This window comes from Microbacterium sp. K2 (genome assembly GCF_051365005.1).
Taxonomy (GTDB): domain Bacteria; phylum Actinomycetota; class Actinomycetes; order Actinomycetales; family Microbacteriaceae; genus Microbacterium; species Microbacterium foliorum_B.
Genome location: NZ_JBLWII010000001.1, coordinates 470,672 through 490,792, shown reverse-complemented (window position 1 = coordinate 490,792; position 20,121 = coordinate 470,672). Strand labels below are relative to the sequence as shown.

Below are 20,121 nucleotides of genomic sequence, written 5' to 3'. Positions count from 1 at the left end.
TCACGACGGTAGGCTCTCAGGCGACGTTGCACATTCACGTCCAGTAAGGGAGCACGCAATGGCCGGACGCGGGAAGAGCACGCAGCAGTCGCGCACCGAGGCGGAGCGCGCACGCCTGCACACCGCCCGCAAGACGTGGCACGAGGGGCAGATCCGACGCCGCGTCCGTGACAACGCGGTGGCCTCCGTCGTCGCCGCACTGGTCATCGCCGGCTCGATCACCAGCCAGGTCGTGCTCGCGCAGACGAGGCCCCCGGAAGAACCCGCTCCCACGCCCACGGTCGAGCCGACAGTCGCACCGGTGCCGACAGAGACTCCGCTGCCCGAGCCTCTCCCGTCCGACGCTCCGACCGAATGACTCTCAGTCCCGTGTCGAGCCGGCGCCGTCCGCGCTGCCGCACTCGTATGGAACTCACCAGCGCTGCTCCGCGCTCGGTCAGGTCTCGGTGACGGCGAGTCGGTAGCCGCGCTTGACCACCGTGTGCACGAGCACCCTCTGCCCGAGCGCCTCACGGAGACGCGCCACCGCCGCCTCCACCGCATGCGGTGTGCGCTGCGGTCCGGGAAGCGCTGCGCCGAGTTCCGCCCTTGAGATGACGCGACCCCCTGCGGTGGCCAGGGCGTCGATCAGCGCGACGGCAGACCGCGAGAGCGGGACGAACACTCCGTCGACGACGACGCCGCCGCTGCGGACCTCGACCGGTCCGGCATCGGTGGGGAGAGACAGTGCACCACCTCGCCCGAAATGCTCGATCACCCGGTCGACCGACGACGTGGGGTGTTCGTGCTCTGAGACGGCGGTCCGGAGCTCGGCGTCACGCAGCCTGTCCGCAACCCCGGCCCCCACGGATACGAGGAGCAGACGGCCCGAACCGGCACGGCGCCGGATGCTCTCGAGCGCATCTGCCCGATCTGCTGCGTCGATCCAGGAACCCGCTGCCGACGCGGAGACGATGATCACCGCGTCCACTTCACCGCGAGCGGCGCGGATCGCGGCAGGGCCCAGCTCGTGCGCCGCGCCCTGGCGCGGAACGACCGCACGCCGAACGGTCGCTCCCCTACTGCTCAGCATCGCGTCGAGGTCGCCTGCGGAGCAGTCGTCCGCGATGACGATCGCGCATCCCGCCAGCGTCGAATCGAGAGTTCGTGCGGGCGTCATGGCCGCACCCTGCGCATCGTCACGACCGACATCAGACAGCCTGGAGTGCACGCGCTCGTCGTGATCCTGCGGCTGCAGGCGCGCTCGGCCGCTGTGACCCCCTCGCCGCCGCGAGGGCGTCTCGCGGTGCACTCATCGCGCTGACATCGAGGATCCGGGCTGCCGTGACTTCCGCCATGGCGTAGCCGCGAGTGAGTGCTTCGGCACGTCGGCCCTCGAAGCTCGCGACATCGCCGATCGCGAAGACACGCGGGTCGGAGGTCGTGCATCGTTCGTCGACCACGATGCCGCCCCGAGGGCCGACACCTATCGACGCGTTGCGGGCGAGCTCGTCCCGAGGGCGCACGCCGACTGCGAGAACGACCAGATCGACGGGCTCGACGCCGTCCCCGAGTTCGACGGCACCCACGGCACCCGACGAGTCGCCGGCCAGACGCACGACGTGCGACTCAGTGCGGACGGCAACGCCTCTCGCCCCGAGGAGACCTGCGAACGAGAAGCCTCGAGCCTCCGAGACCAGCGTCGAGGAGGTCAGGAGACCGGAGTGCTGCACGACGACGGGCGCGACATCCAAGAGCTGGAGAGCGCCGGCGGCGTCGATCGCGAGCGATCCGTCGCCGATGACAGCACCGCGGAGCGGACGACCGAGCTCATTCCTGCGGCGATACGCGAAGCGCTCGAGACGCTGCACGTCTTCGAGAGTGCGATAGCCGAAGCATCCGCGCAGGTCCGAGCCGGCGATGTCGCCGCTCGCGGCATGCGAACCGGTCGCGAGCACGAGCGAGTCGTAACGGACGATCCGACGTGATCGGGTCATCACGGTCCGCGCGCCGCGGTCGATGCGAAGCACCCTGTCGTCTGCCATGAAACGCACGCGGAAGTCGTCGAAGACCGAGTGGTCCAGCTCGAGAGTCTCGGGTGTCGCTCCGGAGAACAGTCCGGAGATACCCGTCCGGTCGTAGGGGCGTCGAGCCTCGTCGCCGATCACGGTGACGTGGATCGGCGTCTCGGCGGTGCTGATCAGATTCTCGACGAATCGGTGCGCGACCATGCCGGCTCCGACCACCACGATCTCCGCGGGGGTGAGGACGGCCTCGCTCATACTGCTCCAATCGCCGGGGACGTCGTGAAGGCGACGATAGGAGCACGATGTTTCTCGCATATGACGCGCGATGTTTCGTGCGTCGAACGATTCGCTCACAGATCGGTAACGGCCATTGTGAGCAATGGCGACCACATTGCAACCTCGCTCTCGTACTAGGCTGAAGCTCGTCCTTTCCGCCTCCCGCGGGCCCTACCGCGCAAGGAGAATCACCGTGTCTGCCACAGAGCCGTCGAAGCCGACTCCCCCCGTTCCCGCTCCCCCCGCCGCGCCCCTGCCGCGAAAGGTGCCGACGCCCGCTGCTGTCGCTCCGGCGGCCGCAGCTACCGCAGCCGGCACCGCGTCGTCCGACGCCGCGAAGTGGGGTCGCGTCGCCGATGACGGCACCGTGGAGGTTCGCGAGGGTGAGGAATGGCGCGTCGTCGGTCAATACCCTGACGGCACCCCCGACGAAGCACTCGCCTACTTCGTGCGCAAGTACGACGACATCGCCTTCAAGGTGCGCACGCTCGAACAGCGTCACCAGGCCGGTGGCGCCTCGGCCGGTGACCTCGTCAAGCAGGCGGGCCACCTTCTCGCCGAGGCGACGGATGCAGCCGCCGTCGGCGACCTCGCCGGACTGCGTGAACGACTGAACACTCTGACCTCCTCGCTCTCCGAGGCGACGGCTCAGGAGGCCCAGCAGGCGAAGGAACTGGTCGACAAGGCCATCGCCGAGCGCACGGCCCTCGTCGAGCGCGCCGAGGAGATCGCCGCCCGCGACCTGTCGAAGGTGCAGTGGAAGCAGGTGACTGCGGAACTCGGCGAGCTCTTCGATGCCTGGCAGGCACAGCAGCAGAACGGACCGCGCCTGTCGAAGGGTGTCTCGCAGCAGCTCTGGAAGCGGTTCCGCGACGCACGCGGCACGGTCGACAAGGCACGTCGCGCCTTCTACTCCGAGCTCGACGACACGCACAAGAGCGCCCGCGATGCGAAGACCCGTCTGGTCGAGCGCGCCGAGGCCCTCGCACCTCGCGGCGTCGACGGCATCCCGGCGTATCGCACCCTGCTCGACGAGTGGAAGGCTGCCGGCCGCGCCGGCCGCAAGGCCGACGATGCGCTGTGGGCGCGGTTCAAGGCGGCCGGTGACGCACTGTACTCGGCACGTGCCGAGCAGTCGGCTGCCGAAGAGGCGGACTCCGCTCCGAAGATCGAGGCTCGCCAGGCCCTGCTCGAAGAGGCGAAGGCCGTGGCCGACGAACCCAACATCAAGCGCGCCCGCGCACTGCTCACCGGCATCCAGCGTCAGTGGGACGAGATCGGTCGCATCTTCCCCCGAGACAAGGAGCGCGCGCTCGACGATCGCCTGCGCGTGATCGAGCAGGCGCTCAAGGCCCGCGAAGAGGTCGACTGGAAGAAGAACAACCCCGAGACCAAGGCGCGCGCCAACGACATGAGCTCGCAGCTCCTCGAGGCCATCGAGAAGCTCGAGGCCGAGCTCGCCGCCGCAGAGAAGTCAGGCGACAAGAAGGCCGCCAAGGCTGCAGCCGATGCTCTCGAAGCGCGACGCACCTGGCTCAGCGCACTCGGCGGCTGACCTTCTCCACAGATCTCCGGAACGACTCGGAACGCGGGATGCTCCGCGCCAGACTGGCGTGATGCATCCCGCGTTCCTGTATCTGCCCGGTGACCGACTCACCGTCCCCGAGCTCAGCGCGGCGAGGATCGACGGGCTTGTGGTCGATCTCGGCGAGGGGTACATCCCGGCCGATCTCGTCGAGAGCCCGAGTGCCAGGGCGGCCGCGATCGCGTCTCTCGTGCCCGTCGACACCGCGGCCTCAGGGCCATCCGCCGCGTGGATCCATGGGGCCGGCGACGCTCCACCGGCCCGCCACCACGTCCGGCGAGCGGTCAGTCATCGCATTCGACCCGCACTGCCCTCTCGGGTGATCCTGCACGACACTGCGCTGCCTCGAGCGCACGTCGTGATGATCGGCGGGGTGCCGGTCATGACGCCCGAGCGCACGATGGTCGATCTCGCCCTCGGCCTGCACCGCGACGAGTCGCTGCGGCGATGGATGCTGCTCCTGGCGCACGCCGAGCCGAGGCTCGTCCCAGCCGCGCTTGTCGCACTCGGCACCATGATCCGCGTGCCGGGCAAGCGCGCCGGACGAGGTGCTCTCGAGAGGCTGCTCGTCAGGACGAGGTGACGCGGTAGACGTCGTACACCGCGTCGATGCGACGCACGGCGTTCAGCACGCGGTCGAGGTGGACGGCGTCGCCCATCTCGAAGACGAAGCGGCTGATCGCGAGACGCTCGTCCGTGGTGCTGACCGTCGCCGACAGGATGTTGACGTGGTGCTCGCTCAGCACACGGGTGACATCCGAGAGGAGCCCCGAGCGGTCGAGAGCCTCGACCTGGATCTGCACTCGGAACACGCTCTTCGTCGTCGGCGCCCAGGACACCTCGACGAACCGGTCTTCGTCGCTCTGGAGAGCCTTGACGTTCGGGCAGTCCGTGCGGTGCACCGAGACGCCGCTGCCGCGGGTGACGAATCCGACGATCGCATCGCCGGGCACGGGGGTGCAGCACTTCGCGACCTTGACCAGGATGTCGGATGCACCACGCACCAGCACCCCGGAATCGCCGGAGCGGGGCTCTCGCGAGGGCATGCTGCCGGGAAGCTCGATCGGACCGGTGGCGGGATCGGTCGCTGCGACCAGCGCAGTGACCTTCTCGAGCACCGACTGCGTCGACACATGACCCTCGCCCACGGCGGCGTACAGCGCGGAAACGTCTTCGTACCGGAGCTGATGGGCGACCTCGGCGAACGAGTCCTGGCTCATCAGCCGCTGCAACGGCATGTTCTGGCGGCGCATCGCGCGGGCGATGGCCTCCTTGCCCTGCTCGATGGCCTCTTCGCGACGTTCCTTCGTGAACCAACCGCGGATCTTGTTGCGTGCTCTGGTGCTCTTGACGAAACCGAGCCAATCCTGGCTGGGGCCCGCGTCGGGGTTCTTCGAGGTGAAGACCTCGACCACATCGCCGCTCTTGAGCTCGGACTCCAACGGCACGAGACGCCCGTTGACCTTCGACCCCATGGTGCGATGGCCGATCTCGGTGTGCACGGCGTACGCGAAGTCGACGGGAGTCGCCCCCGCCGGGAGCCCGACGACACGCCCCTTGGGAGTGAAGACGTAGACCTCCTTGGCGCCGATCTCGAAGCGGAGGGAGTCGAGGAACTCCCCCGGGTCGGCCGTCTCGGCCTGCCAGTCCGAGATATGCGCGAGCCAGGCCATATCGCTGTCGGAGGCACGGACTTCGGCCTTGCCGCCGTTCATCCGCTCCTTGTACATCCAGTGGGCGGCGACACCGTACTCCGCCTGCTGGTGCATCTCATGCGTGCGGATCTGGATCTCGACCGTGCGCCCGGACGGACCGATCACGGTGGTGTGCAGCGACTGATAGAGATTGAACTTCGGGGTCGCGATGTAGTCCTTGAAGCGACCAGGAAGCGGGGTCCACCGAGCGTGGATCGCCCCGAGCACCGCATAGCAGTCACGAACCGAGGCGACGAGCACTCGGATGCCGATCAGGTCGTAGATGTCGTCGAACTCGCGACCTCGCACCACCATCTTCTGGTACACCGAGTAGAGCTGCTTCGGGCGTCCGACGACCTTGCCGCGGATGCGCAGATCGCGCAGATCCTCATCGATCTCTTCGACCACCTGCGCGAGGTACTTCTCGCGTTGCGGGGTGCGCTGCGCGATGAGGTTGTGGATCTCGTTGTAGATCTTCGGATGCAGCACGGCGAACGAGAGGTCTTCGAGCTCCGACTTGATCGCCTGAATACCGAGGCGGTTGGCCAGAGGCGCGTAGATCTCGAGCGTCTCCTTCGCCTTCTTCGCGGCTTTCTCGGGCGGCACGAAGCCCCAGGTGCGGGCATTGTGCAGCCGATCGGCGAGCTTGATCAGCAGCACGCGGATGTCCTTCGACATCGCGACGATCATCTTGCGGACGGTCTCGGCCTGCGCGCTCTCGCCGTACTTGACCTTGTCGAGCTTGGTGACGCCGTCGACGAGCATCGCGACCTCGTCGCCGAACTCGGCCGTGAGATCGGTGAGGGCGTAACCGGTGTCCTCGACGGTGTCGTGCAGCAGAGCCGCGGCGATCGCACGAGGGCCGAGGCCCATCTCGGCGAGGATCTGCGCGACGGCGAGCGGGTGCGTGATGTACGGCTCACCGCTCTGACGCTGCTGCCCCGCGTGCTTGTCCTTCGCGACGGCGTAGGCGCGTTCGATGACAGCGAAATCGCCCTTGGGATGATTCGCACGCACCGTGCGGATCAGATTGTCGAGGTCGTTGATCCTGGGCGCGCGGGAGAAGATGCGGGGAACCAGTCGTCTCAGGCTGGATCCCTGCGACGCCGTCTGCGGTTCCGCCATCCGCTCACCTCCGAATCACAACAGCTTACGCGTGCTCTGCGGGGTGCGGCCCCGCAGAGCGGGGACTATCAGGCCTCTGCGGCTGCGAGGCTTCGCGCCTCGCGGATCTTCGCGTCTCGCGCGGCGATCTGCGGCTCGTTCTCGCGGAAGAACGAGTACAGCGGAGCCGCCACGAACAGGGTCGAATACGTCGCGACCAGGATGCCGACGAAGATCGAGAGCGAGATGTCGGTCAGAGACTCCGCGCCGAGCCAGAAGGCACCGATGAAGAGCACAGCTCCGACGGGCAGAGCGGCCACGACCGAGGTGTTGATCGATCGGATGAGCGTCTGGTTGACCGCGAGGTTGACCGATTCGCCGAACGTCCGAGAGGAGTTCTCGCCGTCTTCGGTCGTGTTCTCCCTGATCTTGTCGAACACCACCGTGGTGTCGTACAGCGAGTAGGCGAGGATCGTCAGGAAACCGATCACCGCCGGAGGCGAGATCTCGAAACCGGCAAGCGCGTAGACGCCGACCGTGATCACGAGCACGTCGAGAAGGCCGACGATCGCAGCGGCCGACATCTTCCAGGTGCGGAAGTAGATGGCGAGGATGAGGAAGGTCAGTGCGAGGAAGATCGCAAGGCCCCACAACGACTGCTTGGTGACGTTCTCGCCCCAGGCCGGGCCGATGAACGACGACGTCACACTGTCGGGTTCCACTCCGAACGCATCGGCCAGGGCATTGGAGACCTGCTGGGTCTCGTCTGCGCCCATCTGGTCGGTCTGCACGCGGATGTCGCTGCCGTTGATGACGACGACTTTGGTCGCCGCACCCGGCACGACGGACTGCACGGCGTCGGTCGCGGTCTGCTGGTCGGTGCTGTCAGGCGCCTGCACGGTGAACTGCGACCCACCGGTGAACTCGATCGAGAACTGGATCGGGCGGAAGAGGGGCACCAGCGCCGAGCCGACGACCAGCACGATCGCGATGATGAACCACAGGCGACGCTTGGCGACGAACGGGAAGGACGTCTTTCCCGTGTAGAGGTTGTTGCCGAACTCATTCATGGAAGCCATCAGGCGTCCCCCTCGCTTCCGGTGCGGCTGGATCTGTCACCGGCTAGTGCTTCGGCGCGCTTGCGCTCTGCGATGGTCTGACGGCGCTCGGCTTCGCCCTTGGCCCTGGAGTTCTTCGCGCCTCGGCCCGCCGTCACGGTCGACACCTGACGGAACTGCGATCGGCTGCGGTACACCGCTCCCAACGATTCGGGGTCGAGACCCGAGAGCTTGTGCCCGCCGCCGAAGAACTTCGTGCGGGCGAGCAGCTGCATCACCGGGTGGGTGAAGATCACGAAGATGAACACGTCGATGAGGGTCGTCAGCCCCAGCGTGAACGCGAAGCCCTTCACCGTGGAGTCCGCGAGGATGTACAGCACGACGGCGGCAAGGATGTTGATGGACTTCGAGATGTAGATGGTCCGCTTGGCTCTGCCCCAGCCGTCTTCGACAGCCGAGGTGATCGACTTGCCGTCGCGGAGCTCGTCTCGAATTCTCTCGAAGTAGACGATGAACGAGTCGGCGGTGAAGCCGATCGAGACGATGAGACCTGCGACACCGGCGAGCGACAGGCGGAACCCGAGACGCCACGCCAGGATGCAGATGATGACGTAGGTCAGCACCGCCATCACGGCGATGGATGCGATGATCACGGTTCCGAGTGCTCGATACACGATCAGCGAGTAGATGGCGACGAGGGCGAGACCGATGAGTCCCGCGATGAGGCCGATCTGGAGCTGCTGGGTACCCAGGGTCGCCGAGATCGTGTCGGAGCTCTGCACCTCGAAGCTCAGCGGCAGCGCGCCGAACTTCAGCTGGTCGGCCAGGGCGGTCGCCGACTCCTGATCGAAGTCGCCCGAGATGCTGGGGCGACCGTCGAGGATCTGCCCGTTCATCCGCGGTGCGCTGATGACGGACCCGTCGAGGACGAAGGCGAACTGATCACGCGGCGAGAGCTCGGCCAGGCGGTTCTGGTTGAGACGAGTGCTGACCTCGCCGAACGCCTCGGCTCCGTCGCCGTTCATCGTGAGCTGCACGTTCCACGCGCCGGACTGCGGATCGCGGCCCGCGGTGGCGTCGGTGATCGCGTCGCCGGTCAGCTCGGTCGGGCCGAGCAGGTACTTCGCCTGGCCGGTGGGATCGCACGCGATCAGAGGCTCGTCCTGGGGCGCGTTCGAAGGGTCGTTCTCGGGGTTCGCGCAGTCGTAGGCCTGGAACTCCGCGGCCAGCCGGTCTGTCACCCACGCGAGGTCGCTCGCGTCGGTCGGCTCGACCGTCGGCGTCGCGTTCAGCGAGTCGTCCGGGGTCGGGTACGGTGTCTCATTGCCATCTTCACCGACGTACTGATTCGTCCCGGCGGTGGTGGCGAGCACCGGACGGAACTCGAGCTGCGCGCTCGACTGGATGCGCGCACGCGTCTGCTCGTCGGCCACACCCGGGATCTGCACCACGATGTTGCGGCCACCCTCGGTGGTGATGTCGGCCTCGGCCACGCCCGACGCATCGACGCGCTGGCGGATGATCGACGCCGCCTGGTCGAGCTGCTCCGACGAGGGTGCAGCTCCGTCTTCGGTCTCCGCGCTCAGCACGATCTGCGTGCCGCCCTGCAGGTCGAGTGCGAGCTCAGGACTCCACGAGCTTGCCGCCTCCCCGTTGCTGTCCTTGAAGACGTGGACACCGAGGGCGTTGATGCCGAAGAGGACGCCCGTCACCAGGAGCAGGCCCATGAGGACCCGCCAGGCATGACGGACCGGGGAAGAAGTGGCCACGTGTGATCAGCTTTCTAAGTTGCCGGAGTGCCGAAGTGGTGCAGCGCGAAGGCTACTTGTCGTCGGCGTCGCGCTCGAGACGACGACGGGTCTCCTCGGTGGTCTCGATGCCAGGAGCATCGTCGACGATGGGAGCCTCATCGATCACGACGACCGAGTCGTCAGCATCCTCGAGGACGGCGTCCTTGGGCTCCACGATGCGCAGAATCGCCTGGCTGTGCACCTCGATGACCGTGCCGGGCGCGATCTCGACGAGCGCGGGCGAGTCGAGGTCGTCATGGTCGTAGGCCACGATCGTGCCGTAGATGCCGCCCTGCATGAGCACCTTGACGCCGGGAACGGTCTTGGACGCCTTCTCCTCCTGCTCCGCCTTCATCTGCTTCTGGCGCTTGCGTCCGTTGACGAACATGAAGACGACGAGCACGGCGAGAAGGCCGAAGAGGAGGATTTCCATGGGCATGGTGGCGAAGGGCCTTTCTCAGGTACGCGCACGAAAAACGGGCGCGCAGTTCTATCGGGGGAAGTCTTCAGTGATTATAGGTCATCAAGACGAAGCGCCCCGTCGGGGTGCGCGATGCCGAGGTGGGCGTAGGCCTCCGGCATGGCCACCCGACCACGCGGTGTGCGGCCGAGGAATCCGATGCGCACGAGGTACGGCTCGACCACGCTCTCGACGGTCTCGGCCTCTTCGCCGACCGCGACGGCGAGCGTGCTGAGTCCGACAGGACCGCCGCGGAAGCGACGCACGAGTGCCTCGAGCACGGCCCGGTCGAGGCGGTCGAGGCCGATCGGGTCGACGTCGTAGAGTTCGAGCGCGGCCTGGACGCCGTGCAGCGAGGCCTCCCCGCCGCCATGGACGAGCGCATAGTCGCGCACTCGTCGGAGCAGGCGGTTCGCGATTCGAGGTGTACCCCGCGATCTGCGGGCGATCTCAGAGAGCGAGTCGTGTGGCAGATCGACGCGCAGCATCAGAGCGGAGCGAGCGATGACGCGCTCGAGCTCCGGCTCGTCGTAGAACTCGAGGTGGCCGGTGAAGCCGAAGCGGTCTCGGAGCGGGTTCGGGAGCAGGCCGGAGCGAGTGGTCGCGCCGACGAGCGTGAACGGGGCCAGGTCCAGCGGGATGCTGGTCGCACCCGCGCCCTTGCCGACCATGATGTCGATGCGGAAGTCCTCCATCGCGAGGTACAGCATCTCCTCCGCCGACCGTGCCATGCGATGGATCTCGTCGATGAAAAGCACCTCACCCGGCACGAGACTCGAGAGCAGCGCGGCGAGGTCGCCCGCGTGCTGGATCGCCGGTCCGCTCGAGAGTCGCAGAGGGCGTTCGCTCTCGTGCGCCACGATCATCGCCAGCGTGGTCTTGCCGAGTCCTGGAGGACCCGCGAGCAGAATGTGGTCGGGTGGGCGGTTCTGGATGCGAGCGGCATCGAGCAGAAGCTGGAGCTGGCCACGCACTTTCTGCTGACCGACGAACTCGCCCAGGCTCGTGGGGCGTAGAGCGCCCTCGATGGCGAGCTCTGTGTCGTCCGACGGTTCGCCGGCGTCGCGGACGTCAGACACGTGCAGGCCCCAGGAGAGCGAGGGTGCGGCGCAGCAGCGGCGCTACGGCCGCTCGCTCTGCCTCCGAGGCCTCGGCGGCCGTCTGCGCGGCGGCATCGGCGGCGACCTTCTCCGACCAGCCGAGCCCCACGAGCGCGGCGGTGACCTGATCGACGACATCGACCGGCCCGGCCTTCGTCGGCTTCGACCCGGCGCCGACAGGGTGCACCTTGCCTGCGAGCTGGAGGACGATGAGCTTGGCCGTCTTCGGTCCGATCCCGGAGACACGTCGGAACGGCGCGTCGTCCTCACCGGTCACAGCCTCCGCGATCTGGTCGACAGTGAGGTGCGAGAGCACACCGAGCGCCGACTTCGGCCCGACGCCGGTGACGCTGATGAGCAGTCCGAAGATCTCGAGCTCGCTGCGATCGGCGAAGCCGAACAGCGACAGGGAGTCTTCGCGGACGATCAGGCTCGTGTGCAGCAGCAGCTTCTCGCCGACGGTCGCAGTGTGTGCGACGTCGGCCGGGACGGCGACCGAGAATCCGACGCCGCCGACGTCGATGATGACCTGATCGGCGGTCGAGTGGAGGACAGCGCCGTGCAGCGAGGAGATCATCCGACCAGCCTACGCACCGGATCGTAGATATGTTCGAGCGACACGCTCCGCGTCAGCCCACGCCTTCTGTGCCGGCGTCAGCGCGTCCTGCCCTGGCGCGCCGGCGGCTCCGCGTCGCCATGCGTGGCACAGCGCGATCGCCAGGGCGTCGGCGGCATCGGGCGGTTGGGGAGGCGCGTCCAGCCGCAGGATGCGCGCGATCATCGCCTGCACCTGGCGCTTGTCGGCGGAGCCGTAGCCGGTCACGGCCGCCTTCACCTCGCTCGGAGTGTGCGTCGCCGCAGGAAGACCGGCCTCGGCCGCGAGCAGGAGCGCCACCCCGCTCGCCTGTGCGGTGCCCATGACGGTGTGGGTGTTCTGCTGTGCGAACACACGCTCGACCGCGACGGCATCCGGGCGATGGGTCTCGATCACCTCGCGGATGCCGGCGGCGACCAGCGCGAGCCTCTCACCGATCGGCAGATCGGGCGCAGAGCGGATGACTCCGACGTGCACCAGCGTGCCGCGACGGGCTCGATCCACGTCGACCACACCGACGCCGCATCGGGTGAGACCCGGGTCGATGCCGAGCACGCGAAGCGAGGAGGAGGTCACTCCCCCAGGCTAAGCGTCGCATCGAAGGGTGAGCAGTCGGCGCGCCTAGGCGTCGTCGTTCTCGAGCTCGGCCTGCACCTCGGCGGTGAGGTCGAAGTTCGTGAAGACGTTCTGGACGTCCTCGCTGTCTTCGAGCGCATCGATGAGGCGGAAGATCTTGCGTGCGGTGTCGGCGTCGATCTCGACCTTCAGGTTCGGAACGAACTCGACGTCGGCGGACTCGTAGTCGATTCCCGCCTCCTGAAGGGCGGTGCGCACGGTGACGAGATCGGTGGCCTCGGTGATGATCTCGAAGCCTTCGGCGTGCGGCTCGATCTCCTCTGCGCCCGCCTCGAGAGCGGCCATCATCACGTCGTCTTCGGTGGTGCCCTCCGAGCCGACCACGATGACGCCCTTGCGGCTGAAGTTGTATGCGACGCTGCCGGGGTCTGCCAGCGTTCCACCGTTGCGGCTGAGTGCGGTGCGCACCTCAGCCGCTGCCCGGTTCTTGTTGTCGGTCAGACACTCGATCATCATGGCGACGCCGTTGGGGCCGTAGCCCTCGTACATGATCGAGGTGTACTCGACAGCCTCGCCACCGATGCCCGCTCCGCGCTTCACCGCGCGGTCGATGTTGTCCTTCGGGACCGAGGTCTTCTTCGCCTTCTGAACGGCGTCGAAGAGGGTCGGGTTGCCCTGCAGGTCGGCTCCGCCGAGCTTGGCGGCGACCTCGATGTTCTTGATGAGCTTGGCCCAGGACTTCGCGCGCCTGGAGTCGATGATGGCCTTCTTGTGCTTCGTGGTGGCCCACTTGGAATGCCCGGACATAATTCTCCGCTCGTCGTATCCGCCGTGGGCACTGCCCAGGGCATCGTCCATTCTATCGAACCACGCCCTCGCCGCGTGGCTGCACAAGCGCCGACGGGCTCCAGTCGCCCACTCGTGGCGTCGCGCCGCACGGCATCCCTCTGGTGTGAGGACAGGCGCGGGTGTAGTCCTGACTCATGGACCACAGTGTCGACGATGACAGGATCCGCGGATTGGACGCCGCCCACCGCGCGGCACTCGAGTTCCTCGGAACGCTCGAAGAGAGACCGGTATGGCCGCGCGCGACCCTCGCCGACATGCTCGATGCGTTCGGCGGGCCGTTGCCCGCAGAGGGCATGGACGCGGAGGATGTCATCGACGAGATCGTCTCGCGCGCCGATCCGGGTCTCGTCGCGATCCCCGGCGGGCGCTTCTTCGGGTTCGTGATCGGCGGCACGCACCCCGCCGCCCTCGCCGCCGACTGGCTCGTATCGGCGTGGGACCAGAACTCCGGTTCTGCTCTGCTCACTCCGACGACCGTCGCGTTGGAGCGCATAGCCGGACGATGGATGCTCGACGTTCTCGGCCTGCCCGAATCCGCGAGCGTCGGATTCGTCACGGGCGGTCAGATGGCGAACTTCACCTGCCTCGCGACCGCACGCAACGCCGTGCTCGCCCGAGCCGACTGGGACCTCAGCGAAAAGGGTCTTCGCGGGTCTCCTCCGCTCCGCTTCGTCGTGGGCGCCGACCGTCACGGGTCGATCGATCGAGCAGCACGCTTCCTCGGAATCGGCCGCAGCGAGATCACCGTCGTCGAATCCGACGGGCAGGGCCGCATGCGCCCCGAAGAGTTGAGCAGAGCCCTCGCGGACGGCGCAGGACCGACCGTCGTCTGTCTTCAAGCCGGTGAAGTGCACACCGGAGCGTTCGACGATTTCGCCTCACTCGTGCCGATCGCTCACGAACACGGCGCCTGGGTGCACATCGACGGGGCGTTCGGGCTGTGGGCCGCGGCCTCCGAATCGCTGCGACCGCTCACGGCGGGCATGTCCGGTGCCGACTCCTGGGCGACCGATGCGCACAAGACCCTCAACGTGCCGTACGACTGCGGCATGGCGATCGTCCGCGACCCGGCCGACTCGATCGCCGCGTTCCGCACCGGGGGCGACTATCTCATCTACACGAGCCTGGATCCGTGGGATGTCACCCCCGAGCTGTCACGTCGAGCGCGCGGTGTTCCCGCCTGGGCGGCGATGCGCAGCCTCGGGCGAGACGGCATCGCGCGTCTGCTCGACGGACTGCACGAGAACGCGGTGGCGATGGCCGAGGGGCTCGCCTCGATCGACGGCATCCGCATCCTCAACGACGTCGACTACACGCAGGTCATGTTCCGGCTCGAACAGGACGATGCGACGCGGGCGCTGGGTGACGCCGTGCTCGCCGAGGGGACAGCCGCTCTGACCGGCGCCGAGTGGCGAGGTCGCGCTGCGCTGCGCTGTTCGATGTCGTCGTGGGCTACCACCCGCGACGACATCGACCGCACTGTCGGCGCGATCCGAACGCTCGTGTCGGGCTGATCGGCCTCGCCCCGATCACTCGCCCCCGGTCGGGAGCCCCACTTTCGGCCGGGCCCATGAGCGACCGCGGGTGTCCTTCAGGATGTCGTACTCCACATCGACGTGCGGTTCGATCGCGCTGTACTTGTCGTTCGGCGCACCGATCACGAGCTGGAACCCGAGACCCCGCCACGCTCCGATCGCACGCTTCGTGAAATGCGCGTCCGCCTTGATCAGTGCCTCGTCCATGAAGACCGGCGCGTACCGCGGACGCTCCGCGCCCGCATCGCCGAGCTGATATCGCAGCGCCGCACCCACGATGAACGCGACGAGCTCCTGCGACTCTCCACCCGACTTCTCGCCGATGTGATCGTAGAGCGCGACGTGCTCGCGCGTCGTGGCATGGATCCGCTCCGCACTCACCCGCACATGGTTGCGCACGTCGATGAGCTCGGCGAAGTCCGGCGCCGTCCGCCGCATCCGACCGATGAGGCGGCTCATCCTCCGGTAGACGCTCTCGCGATCGGCGTCCGTCTCGGCGGCGTCGATGAGGCTGCGCACCTCGCGCAGCTCCTTGCGGAATCGCCTGCGCGCTTCCGACTGGTTCTCGCGTGGCGTGATCTGAAGGCGGTGTTCATCGTCGTAGAACGGCAGCTCCTCCATGATCCTGTTGATCGGGTCGATGCGGTTCTTGATCTCGCGCAGCGAGCGGCCGAGCGTCGAGTCCAGACTCGTCAGATCGTTTCCGGAGAGCTTGAGAAGGCTGTCCCGCCACTCGGACTCCAGCTCGTGCAGGCCGTTGGTCTCCAGCGCATCGAGAATCCCCTCGAACTCGGCGACCGACTCGTCGGGGTCGGGCAGGATCGTGAGGGTGTCCCAGCGCTCGAGGAACCCGGTCATCAGGCGTCGCATCTGCTCGCGCTGATCCGCGTGCGCCGTGGCCGCCGACGTGCGGTCCTCGAGCAGCCTGGTCGCCGCGGTGCGCAATGCGGAGTCGAGGTGGGCGAGCCGTTCTGACGCGGTGACGCTGACGGCCGCGTCGGCACCGAGGAAGCGCGCGTCGAGGAACGAACGATGCCGCTCCTCGAGTGCGATCTCCGCCGCCTCGGCCGCATCGACGATCCTCTGACAGTCGTCGACCTGGTCGGTCACCTCCACCCAACGGTCCTGGGCGAGCGTGAGGTCGCCCCCGAGACGGGAGCTCTCGTCCCGCAGACGGCTCGCTCGCTTCCTCAGCTCGTCAGCCTGAGAACGCAGTTCGGCGATCTTCGGGTTCTCCTCGGTGACCTCCGCCTCGACCGCGAGCCATCGTTCGCGCTCCGCCGAGACGGCCTCGACATCGATCTGCTCCCAGGTGAGGTCCTCGATCTTCGCATGCGCCTTCGCGGTGGCCTCGATGCGGTCCAGGGCCGACTCCGCTGACTCGGCCACCGCGGCCGCCGCATCCCGTCGCATCTCGAGCTCGGCGATTTGCTCGTCGAGCTCCCGCAGACGGCGCGCGTTCGAGAATCCGAGCATGTTCGCGCGGCCATGCCCGCCGTGGGACCCACGGTCTCCCTGCGACACCTGCCCGGTGAGCGTCAGAGCGCGGGGATGCTCGGCGAGCTCGGCCGTCGAGTCGACGCACACGTACTCGAACCGCTCGCGGAGTCGCTGCTGAAGCCATCCGGTGAACGGCGTCGACCTGTGATCGAGACGACCGGGAAGAGTTCGAGGGTCGGCCGTCCGAGACTCGGCGAGACCGGTGTGCACACCCTCGTAGCTGATCCGCTCCGCGGTGCGCACCGAGTCGATGGCGGTGCGGAACCGAGGGAGGTTCGAGACGTCGATCAGCAACGTACGCGCGAACCCGCCGAGTGCCAGGTTGAACGCGTCCCGCCACGGCTCGAACTCGGTGCGCACCTCGATCAGCTCCCCGACGAAGGGCAGATCCGTCGGGGCGAGCCCGGCGGCCTGCGCGAGCAGGGCTCTCGACTCGTGCAGATGTGCGGGGATGCTCCCCCGCAGGTCTCGGGTGCGGTCGCGCTCGACACGCACCTGCGCGAGTTCGGTCTCCGCCGCTCTGCGTGCGGACTCGGCGTCGGCGAAGTCGGCGCGGGCGCCTCGGATCCCGGCCTGCGGCAGTTCCTGACCGATACGGGTGAGCAGGCTCTCAAACGCGGCCGCGTCGTGCACCTCGGCGCCGAGCTCGCCGGCGACCGCGTCGAAACGTGCCCGCTCGCGCTGAACGTCTTCGAGGCGGCGCTCGACGCCCCGCAGCTCTCGCTGAGCGGTCTCGAGACGATCGCCTCCGGACTGTCGCAGGACATCGAGAAGCCCTTCGCGCTCGACCTCCGCGGCGGTGATGAGGGCGTTCTTCTCGCGCACGGCCAGCCGGAGCGCCTGGGTCCGGTCGCGCAGTTCCGTCTCCACCTCACGCAGCAGGTCGAGACGACGCTCGGCGCTCCACAGCGCCGCGAGCGAGGTCGGCTCGGAGAAGACTCCGACCTCATCCACGACCCGCATCCGCTCCGACGCCTCTTCGATCCGCTGCGAGATCCCGCGGATCGGCTCGAGAGCCACCACCTGCTGCTTGGCGACCAGCATCCGCGTGCGCGTGCTCTCCAGCTCGTCGAAGTGAGCGACCACCGCGTCCGCGGTCGCCATCGTCTCGGGCTCTTCGAGCACGAGCTTCTTGTACAAGTCATCCACCGTGGTGATCTGCTGACCCGCCTGAATGCGGGCGAGAAGACTGATCGCCTTCGCCCCTGAGCCGGCGGCGCCGATGCCGAGCACGGCGTGCAGCCGTGCCGAGAACTCGCGATCGGTCGCGACCGGATCCAACCCGACGGCGCGCACCGACGTGTCGCTGAGGCGGTGAACCGCAGCGCGCTCGAGCTGCGACAGGTCGAACGCGCCGTCGACCGTCGCTCGCAGTCTCGTCGTGTCCTCGAGCGTTCGGGCATCCGCAGGGATGTACCACCCGCGCACCGCCGTGAAGCGCGATCCGTCGTGGTCCAACCAGGTCATCGAGACGGCGCTCCACGTGTCCTCGCCGTCGCCGCGCAGCACACGGAGCTTCGTGCCCTCGTCGGTGCGGGACTCGTCGATCTTGCCGCGCCCGTACGACAGGATGTTCCGCTGCTCCTCCCCGCGCGGACGCCCGGTGACGCCGCCGTTGGAGGCACCGTTGAACGGAGTGGTGTGCGGCATCATCAGGGCGATGTAGCCGTCCATCAGCGTCGACTTGCCCGAGCCCGATCCGCCGCACAGCAGGGTGGCATCCGGTGAGAACCGCACGCGGTGCGGCCCGCCGTCGTATCCGCCCCAGTTGATGAGCTGCAGCTCCTCGGCGACCCACTGCTGGCCGCGAGAGCTCGCGGGGATCATCCCGAAGAGCGTGTCCATCATCGTCATCGCGCCACCGCCGACTGGGCTCGCAGCCACTCCCGCAGCTCCTTGAGGGTCTCGGCGCTGAGCACCACCTCGACGAGCGCGGTGATCCGATACCGTCCGCTGGTCTCCTCCTGCACGATGCCCTCTCTGTCCAGCCTGTCCAATGCGCTGCGAATCGCCCTCTGCTGCTTCGCGGTTCCCCCGTCGGCATCGGCGAAGTAGCTCAGGACGGTCTGCTCGACGTCCTCGATGTCGATCCGCACCGAGCCCTCGCCGGATGCGGACTCGCGCTGGTAGACGGTTCGCAGGTGCACCAGCACGAGCGTCTCGGCACGCGAGTACGGCGAGTCCTTCAGCAGCACGGGCATCTCGACCTCGTCGGAGCGCAGCTGCTGCTTGTACGCGAACCCTCGTGCGTGATCGATGATCAGCCGCAGGTAGATGTCATTGAGCCGCGACTCGATGACGTGCTGGTGCTCGATCAGCAGCGTCCATTCGCGCCGGTTGCGCTCCATCGAGATGAAGCGTCGCTGGAGGAGGTGCACGAGCACACGCCTGATCTCCGGGTCGAGCGTGCCGCGGTCGCCGGGGAAGTGCGCCTCGAGGTCGTCCTCCATCGCGGTGGGGGCGATGAAGCCCTCGTCAGCGACGGCCGTCGTGAGGTCGTCGTCACTCATCTGCATCCTCTTTCGTGCTGCGGGCGGTCACGGCGCCGAAGGCGAAACGGCGAGTCGTCCCGTCAGGCCTCAGCGCTTCGACCGTCGAGATGCCGTCGCCGTCGGTGAGACCGTTGCGGTGCGCGATCTCGAGCAGGCCGAGGAGGTCGACCGGGCGTCGGGCCGCGTCAGGGACAGCCCTGAATGCCTCGGCGAGATCGAACTCCGCACCGAGCCCGGCGACGTACTCCTCGAGCTCGGCGTACCTCGGACCACCCCAGGCACGCGTGTCGTGGTCGAGGAAGTCGACGTCGTCGGCATCCGTGAGCGGGGCGGGAGCTCGCGGCGGGCGGATGTCGCTGGTCGTCTGACGGAGATGCCCGAAGTCGACGAGCGGCATGCTGCGCACCGGGTCGACGACCGTGGCCGGCCCCGACCAGCCGTGGAGCCCTGCGATGACGTCTCGCAGAAGGTCGTCGATCTGACGATCCCGCAGCGGATCGTGGGTCTTCACCTGTCCGGTGATCACGTGCGAGGCGCGGCGCTGAGCGGCCAGCACCTCTTCCACTCCCAGTTCGACGCGGCGGGCGATCGCATCGAGCTCGGCACGCTGCGAGCCGTCGAGCATGCGCGCGAAAGGCTGGTCGAGGAGCTCACGAAGCTGCTCCGTGAGGGCGTCGATGCGCTCGGGGTCGCCGATCAGGCGCAGGGCTCCTGCGAAGGCACGCCCCTCCGGGGTCGACTGCATCACGTCCTGGGCGCGTTGGAGATACTCGCGCAGCACCTCGCTCGTCGGCCGCTCATCCCTCCGAAGGTGGGCGACCACATCGCGTTGCATGGCCCGGAGCGATTCCGCCACTCGGGTGAAATCGGCCGGCAGCTCGCGCGCCAGATGAAGGACGTTCTCCGCCTCCTCGAGGAGCTCTTCGTCATCTACCGGCTCCGCGCGGCCGGATACCTGGATTCGCGCGATCTCGGCGTCGATGATGTCGCGCTCCGCCTGCAGCCGGGAGAGGCGACGAACCGGATCGACCTCCGCACTGACCGAGAGATGCTCCACCGCTTCCAGCAGAGTGCGCACACGGGAATTCGACACCCGCGTTCGCCCGCCGCCGGTGCGGCCCGATATCTCGAGCGCGGCGACGGCGTGCGCCGACAGCCGATAGACCTCGACGTCGTCGTCGATCTGCTGAATCAGCCACCCGAGCCGCACCCAGCTGCGGCATACGTCGCGTCCACTGCCGGATGGCAGCCGCCTGTCGTCCTCGTCGTACCCCGCCGCGCGGAGCTCGTCGAGCACCTCGGCCATTTCGGCGTGCGCATCCGCCACCGCCACCGACGCCCGGTCGGCGTTGAACAGAAGGGTGAGCGACGCCACGACGAACGGGGCGAATCGGCCGTGCAGAAGATCGAGGGTCGGGGTGCTGAATGCGGTGATGGCACGCGCGTACGCGGCCTCAGCCCTGGATCCAGTCACTCGAAAGAGAATAGTCCGACCCGGGAC

17 protein-coding genes are annotated in these 20,121 nt (G+C 67.8%); 4 read left to right on the top strand and 13 right to left on the bottom strand.

All coding sequences use genetic code 11. The features are described 5' to 3' along the window. Positions 1-58 precede the first annotated feature (58 nt). A complete protein-coding gene (locus ACLKOY_RS02525; protein ID WP_436452291.1) occupies positions 59-358 on the top strand; it encodes a hypothetical protein in 300 nt (99 codons plus the stop codon). Positions 359-436: 78 nt separating this feature from the next. Here ACLKOY_RS02525 and ACLKOY_RS02520 read toward each other — a convergent pair whose 3' ends face one another. Further along, positions 437-1,159 (bottom strand): winged helix-turn-helix domain-containing protein, encoded by a 723-nt coding sequence (locus tag ACLKOY_RS02520; RefSeq protein WP_436452290.1) that lies wholly within the window; start codon positions 1,157-1,159, stop codon positions 437-439. 31 nt (positions 1,160-1,190) lie between these two features. Further along, the gene (locus ACLKOY_RS02515; protein WP_436452289.1) at positions 1,191-2,261 is read right to left on the bottom strand and encodes an NAD(P)/FAD-dependent oxidoreductase; all 1,071 of its coding nucleotides are present in this window, start codon (positions 2,259-2,261) and stop codon (positions 1,191-1,193) included. Positions 2,262-2,475: 214 nt separating this feature from the next. On the opposite strand from ACLKOY_RS02515, the gene ACLKOY_RS02510 reads away from it, so the two are divergent. Beyond that, the gene (locus ACLKOY_RS02510; protein ID WP_436452288.1) at positions 2,476-3,837 is read left to right on the top strand and encodes a DUF349 domain-containing protein; all 1,362 of its coding nucleotides are present in this window, start codon (positions 2,476-2,478) and stop codon (positions 3,835-3,837) included. A 61-nt stretch (positions 3,838-3,898) separates the two neighbouring features. After that, positions 3,899-4,450, top strand: coding sequence for a type IV toxin-antitoxin system AbiEi family antitoxin (locus ACLKOY_RS02505; RefSeq protein WP_436452287.1), 552 nt, complete (start codon positions 3,899-3,901; stop codon positions 4,448-4,450). On the opposite strand, the gene ACLKOY_RS02500 is transcribed toward ACLKOY_RS02505, so the two are convergent. From ACLKOY_RS02500 to ACLKOY_RS02465, 8 genes are all read right to left on the bottom strand, one after another. Then, positions 4,437-6,686, bottom strand: a complete 2,250-nt coding sequence (locus ACLKOY_RS02500) for a RelA/SpoT family protein (RefSeq protein WP_436452286.1) — start codon at positions 6,684-6,686, stop codon at positions 4,437-4,439. The genes ACLKOY_RS02505 and ACLKOY_RS02500 overlap by 14 nt on opposite strands. Before the next feature lie 68 nt (positions 6,687-6,754). Beyond that, positions 6,755-7,744, bottom strand: a complete 990-nt coding sequence (secF, locus tag ACLKOY_RS02495) for a protein translocase subunit SecF (RefSeq protein ID WP_363570394.1) — start codon at positions 7,742-7,744, stop codon at positions 6,755-6,757. After that, positions 7,744-9,492: a protein translocase subunit SecD gene (gene secD / locus ACLKOY_RS02490; protein WP_436452285.1), complete on the bottom strand. Its 1,749-nt coding sequence runs from the start codon at positions 9,490-9,492 to the stop codon at positions 7,744-7,746. Before secD ends, secF begins: the two co-directional genes overlap by 1 nt. A 52-nt stretch (positions 9,493-9,544) precedes the next feature. After that, on the bottom strand, positions 9,545-9,952 hold the full coding sequence (locus tag ACLKOY_RS02485; RefSeq protein WP_436452284.1) for a preprotein translocase subunit YajC: 408 nt from the start codon (positions 9,950-9,952) through the stop codon (positions 9,545-9,547). 74 nt (positions 9,953-10,026) lie between these two features. Next, positions 10,027-11,052, bottom strand: a complete 1,026-nt coding sequence (ruvB, locus tag ACLKOY_RS02480; protein ID WP_436452283.1) for a Holliday junction branch migration DNA helicase RuvB — start codon at positions 11,050-11,052, stop codon at positions 10,027-10,029. Next, positions 11,045-11,650, bottom strand: coding sequence for a Holliday junction branch migration protein RuvA (gene ruvA / locus ACLKOY_RS02475; RefSeq protein WP_363570388.1), 606 nt, complete (start codon positions 11,648-11,650; stop codon positions 11,045-11,047). The genes ruvB and ruvA overlap by 8 nt, the downstream gene beginning before the upstream one ends. Positions 11,651-11,659: 9 nt before the next feature. Then, positions 11,660-12,244, bottom strand: coding sequence for a crossover junction endodeoxyribonuclease RuvC (gene ruvC / locus ACLKOY_RS02470; RefSeq protein WP_363570386.1), 585 nt, complete (start codon positions 12,242-12,244; stop codon positions 11,660-11,662). Positions 12,245-12,289: 45 nt separating this feature from the next. Further along, on the bottom strand, positions 12,290-13,051 hold the full coding sequence (locus ACLKOY_RS02465; RefSeq protein WP_363570384.1) for a YebC/PmpR family DNA-binding transcriptional regulator: 762 nt from the start codon (positions 13,049-13,051) through the stop codon (positions 12,290-12,292). Between the two features lie 176 nt (positions 13,052-13,227). Here ACLKOY_RS02465 and ACLKOY_RS02460 point away from each other — a divergent pair, with 176 nt between their 5' ends. Then, the gene (locus ACLKOY_RS02460; protein WP_436452282.1) at positions 13,228-14,607 is read left to right on the top strand and encodes a pyridoxal phosphate-dependent decarboxylase family protein; all 1,380 of its coding nucleotides are present in this window, start codon (positions 13,228-13,230) and stop codon (positions 14,605-14,607) included. 15 nt (positions 14,608-14,622) lie between these two features. On the opposite strand, the gene ACLKOY_RS02455 is transcribed toward ACLKOY_RS02460, so the two are convergent. From ACLKOY_RS02455 to ACLKOY_RS02445, 3 genes are read right to left on the bottom strand one after another with little or no spacing between them, the layout of a single operon-like run. Further along, positions 14,623-17,982 carry an ATP-binding protein gene (locus ACLKOY_RS02455; RefSeq protein WP_436454077.1) on the bottom strand — a complete coding sequence of 1,120 codons (3,360 nt, stop codon included), beginning with the start codon at positions 17,980-17,982 and terminating at the stop codon, positions 14,623-14,625. Further along, positions 17,979-18,638, bottom strand: a complete 660-nt coding sequence (locus tag ACLKOY_RS02450; protein ID WP_140037149.1) for a DUF4194 domain-containing protein — start codon at positions 18,636-18,638, stop codon at positions 17,979-17,981. Before ACLKOY_RS02450 ends, ACLKOY_RS02455 begins: the two co-directional genes overlap by 4 nt. Beyond that, positions 18,631-20,094 carry a DUF3375 domain-containing protein gene (locus ACLKOY_RS02445; protein ID WP_436452280.1) on the bottom strand — a complete coding sequence of 488 codons (1,464 nt, stop codon included), beginning with the start codon at positions 20,092-20,094 and terminating at the stop codon, positions 18,631-18,633. The genes ACLKOY_RS02450 and ACLKOY_RS02445 overlap by 8 nt, the downstream gene beginning before the upstream one ends. Between the last annotated feature and the right edge of the window lie 27 nt (positions 20,095-20,121).

Excerpts from the sequence above, each read along its gene's own strand:
- ACLKOY_RS02500 (WP_436452286.1), bottom strand. The coding sequence starts at position 6,686 with ATGGCGGAACCGCAGACGGCGTCGCAGGGATCCAGCCTGAGACGACTG.
- ACLKOY_RS02520 (WP_436452290.1), bottom strand. The coding sequence starts at position 1,159 with ATGACGCCCGCACGAACTCTCGATTCGACGCTGGCGGGATGCGCGATC.
- secF (WP_363570394.1), bottom strand. The coding sequence starts at position 7,744 with ATGGCTTCCATGAATGAGTTCGGCAACAACCTCTACACGGGAAAGACG.
- ACLKOY_RS02525 (WP_436452291.1), top strand. The coding sequence starts at position 59 with ATGGCCGGACGCGGGAAGAGCACGCAGCAGTCGCGCACCGAGGCGGAG.
- ACLKOY_RS02450 (WP_140037149.1), bottom strand. The coding sequence starts at position 18,638 with ATGAGTGACGACGACCTCACGACGGCCGTCGCTGACGAGGGCTTCATC.
- ruvA (WP_363570388.1), bottom strand. The coding sequence starts at position 11,650 with ATGATCTCCTCGCTGCACGGCGCTGTCCTCCACTCGACCGCCGATCAG.
- ACLKOY_RS02485 (WP_436452284.1), bottom strand. The coding sequence starts at position 9,952 with ATGCCCATGGAAATCCTCCTCTTCGGCCTTCTCGCCGTGCTCGTCGTC.
- ACLKOY_RS02515 (WP_436452289.1), bottom strand. The coding sequence starts at position 2,261 with ATGAGCGAGGCCGTCCTCACCCCCGCGGAGATCGTGGTGGTCGGAGCC.
- ACLKOY_RS02460 (WP_436452282.1), top strand. The coding sequence starts at position 13,228 with ATGGACCACAGTGTCGACGATGACAGGATCCGCGGATTGGACGCCGCC.
- ACLKOY_RS02455 (WP_436454077.1), bottom strand. The coding sequence starts at position 17,982 with ATGACGATGATGGACACGCTCTTCGGGATGATCCCCGCGAGCTCTCGC.
- ACLKOY_RS02465 (WP_363570384.1), bottom strand. The coding sequence starts at position 13,051 with ATGTCCGGGCATTCCAAGTGGGCCACCACGAAGCACAAGAAGGCCATC.
- ACLKOY_RS02505 (WP_436452287.1), top strand. The coding sequence starts at position 3,899 with ATGCATCCCGCGTTCCTGTATCTGCCCGGTGACCGACTCACCGTCCCC.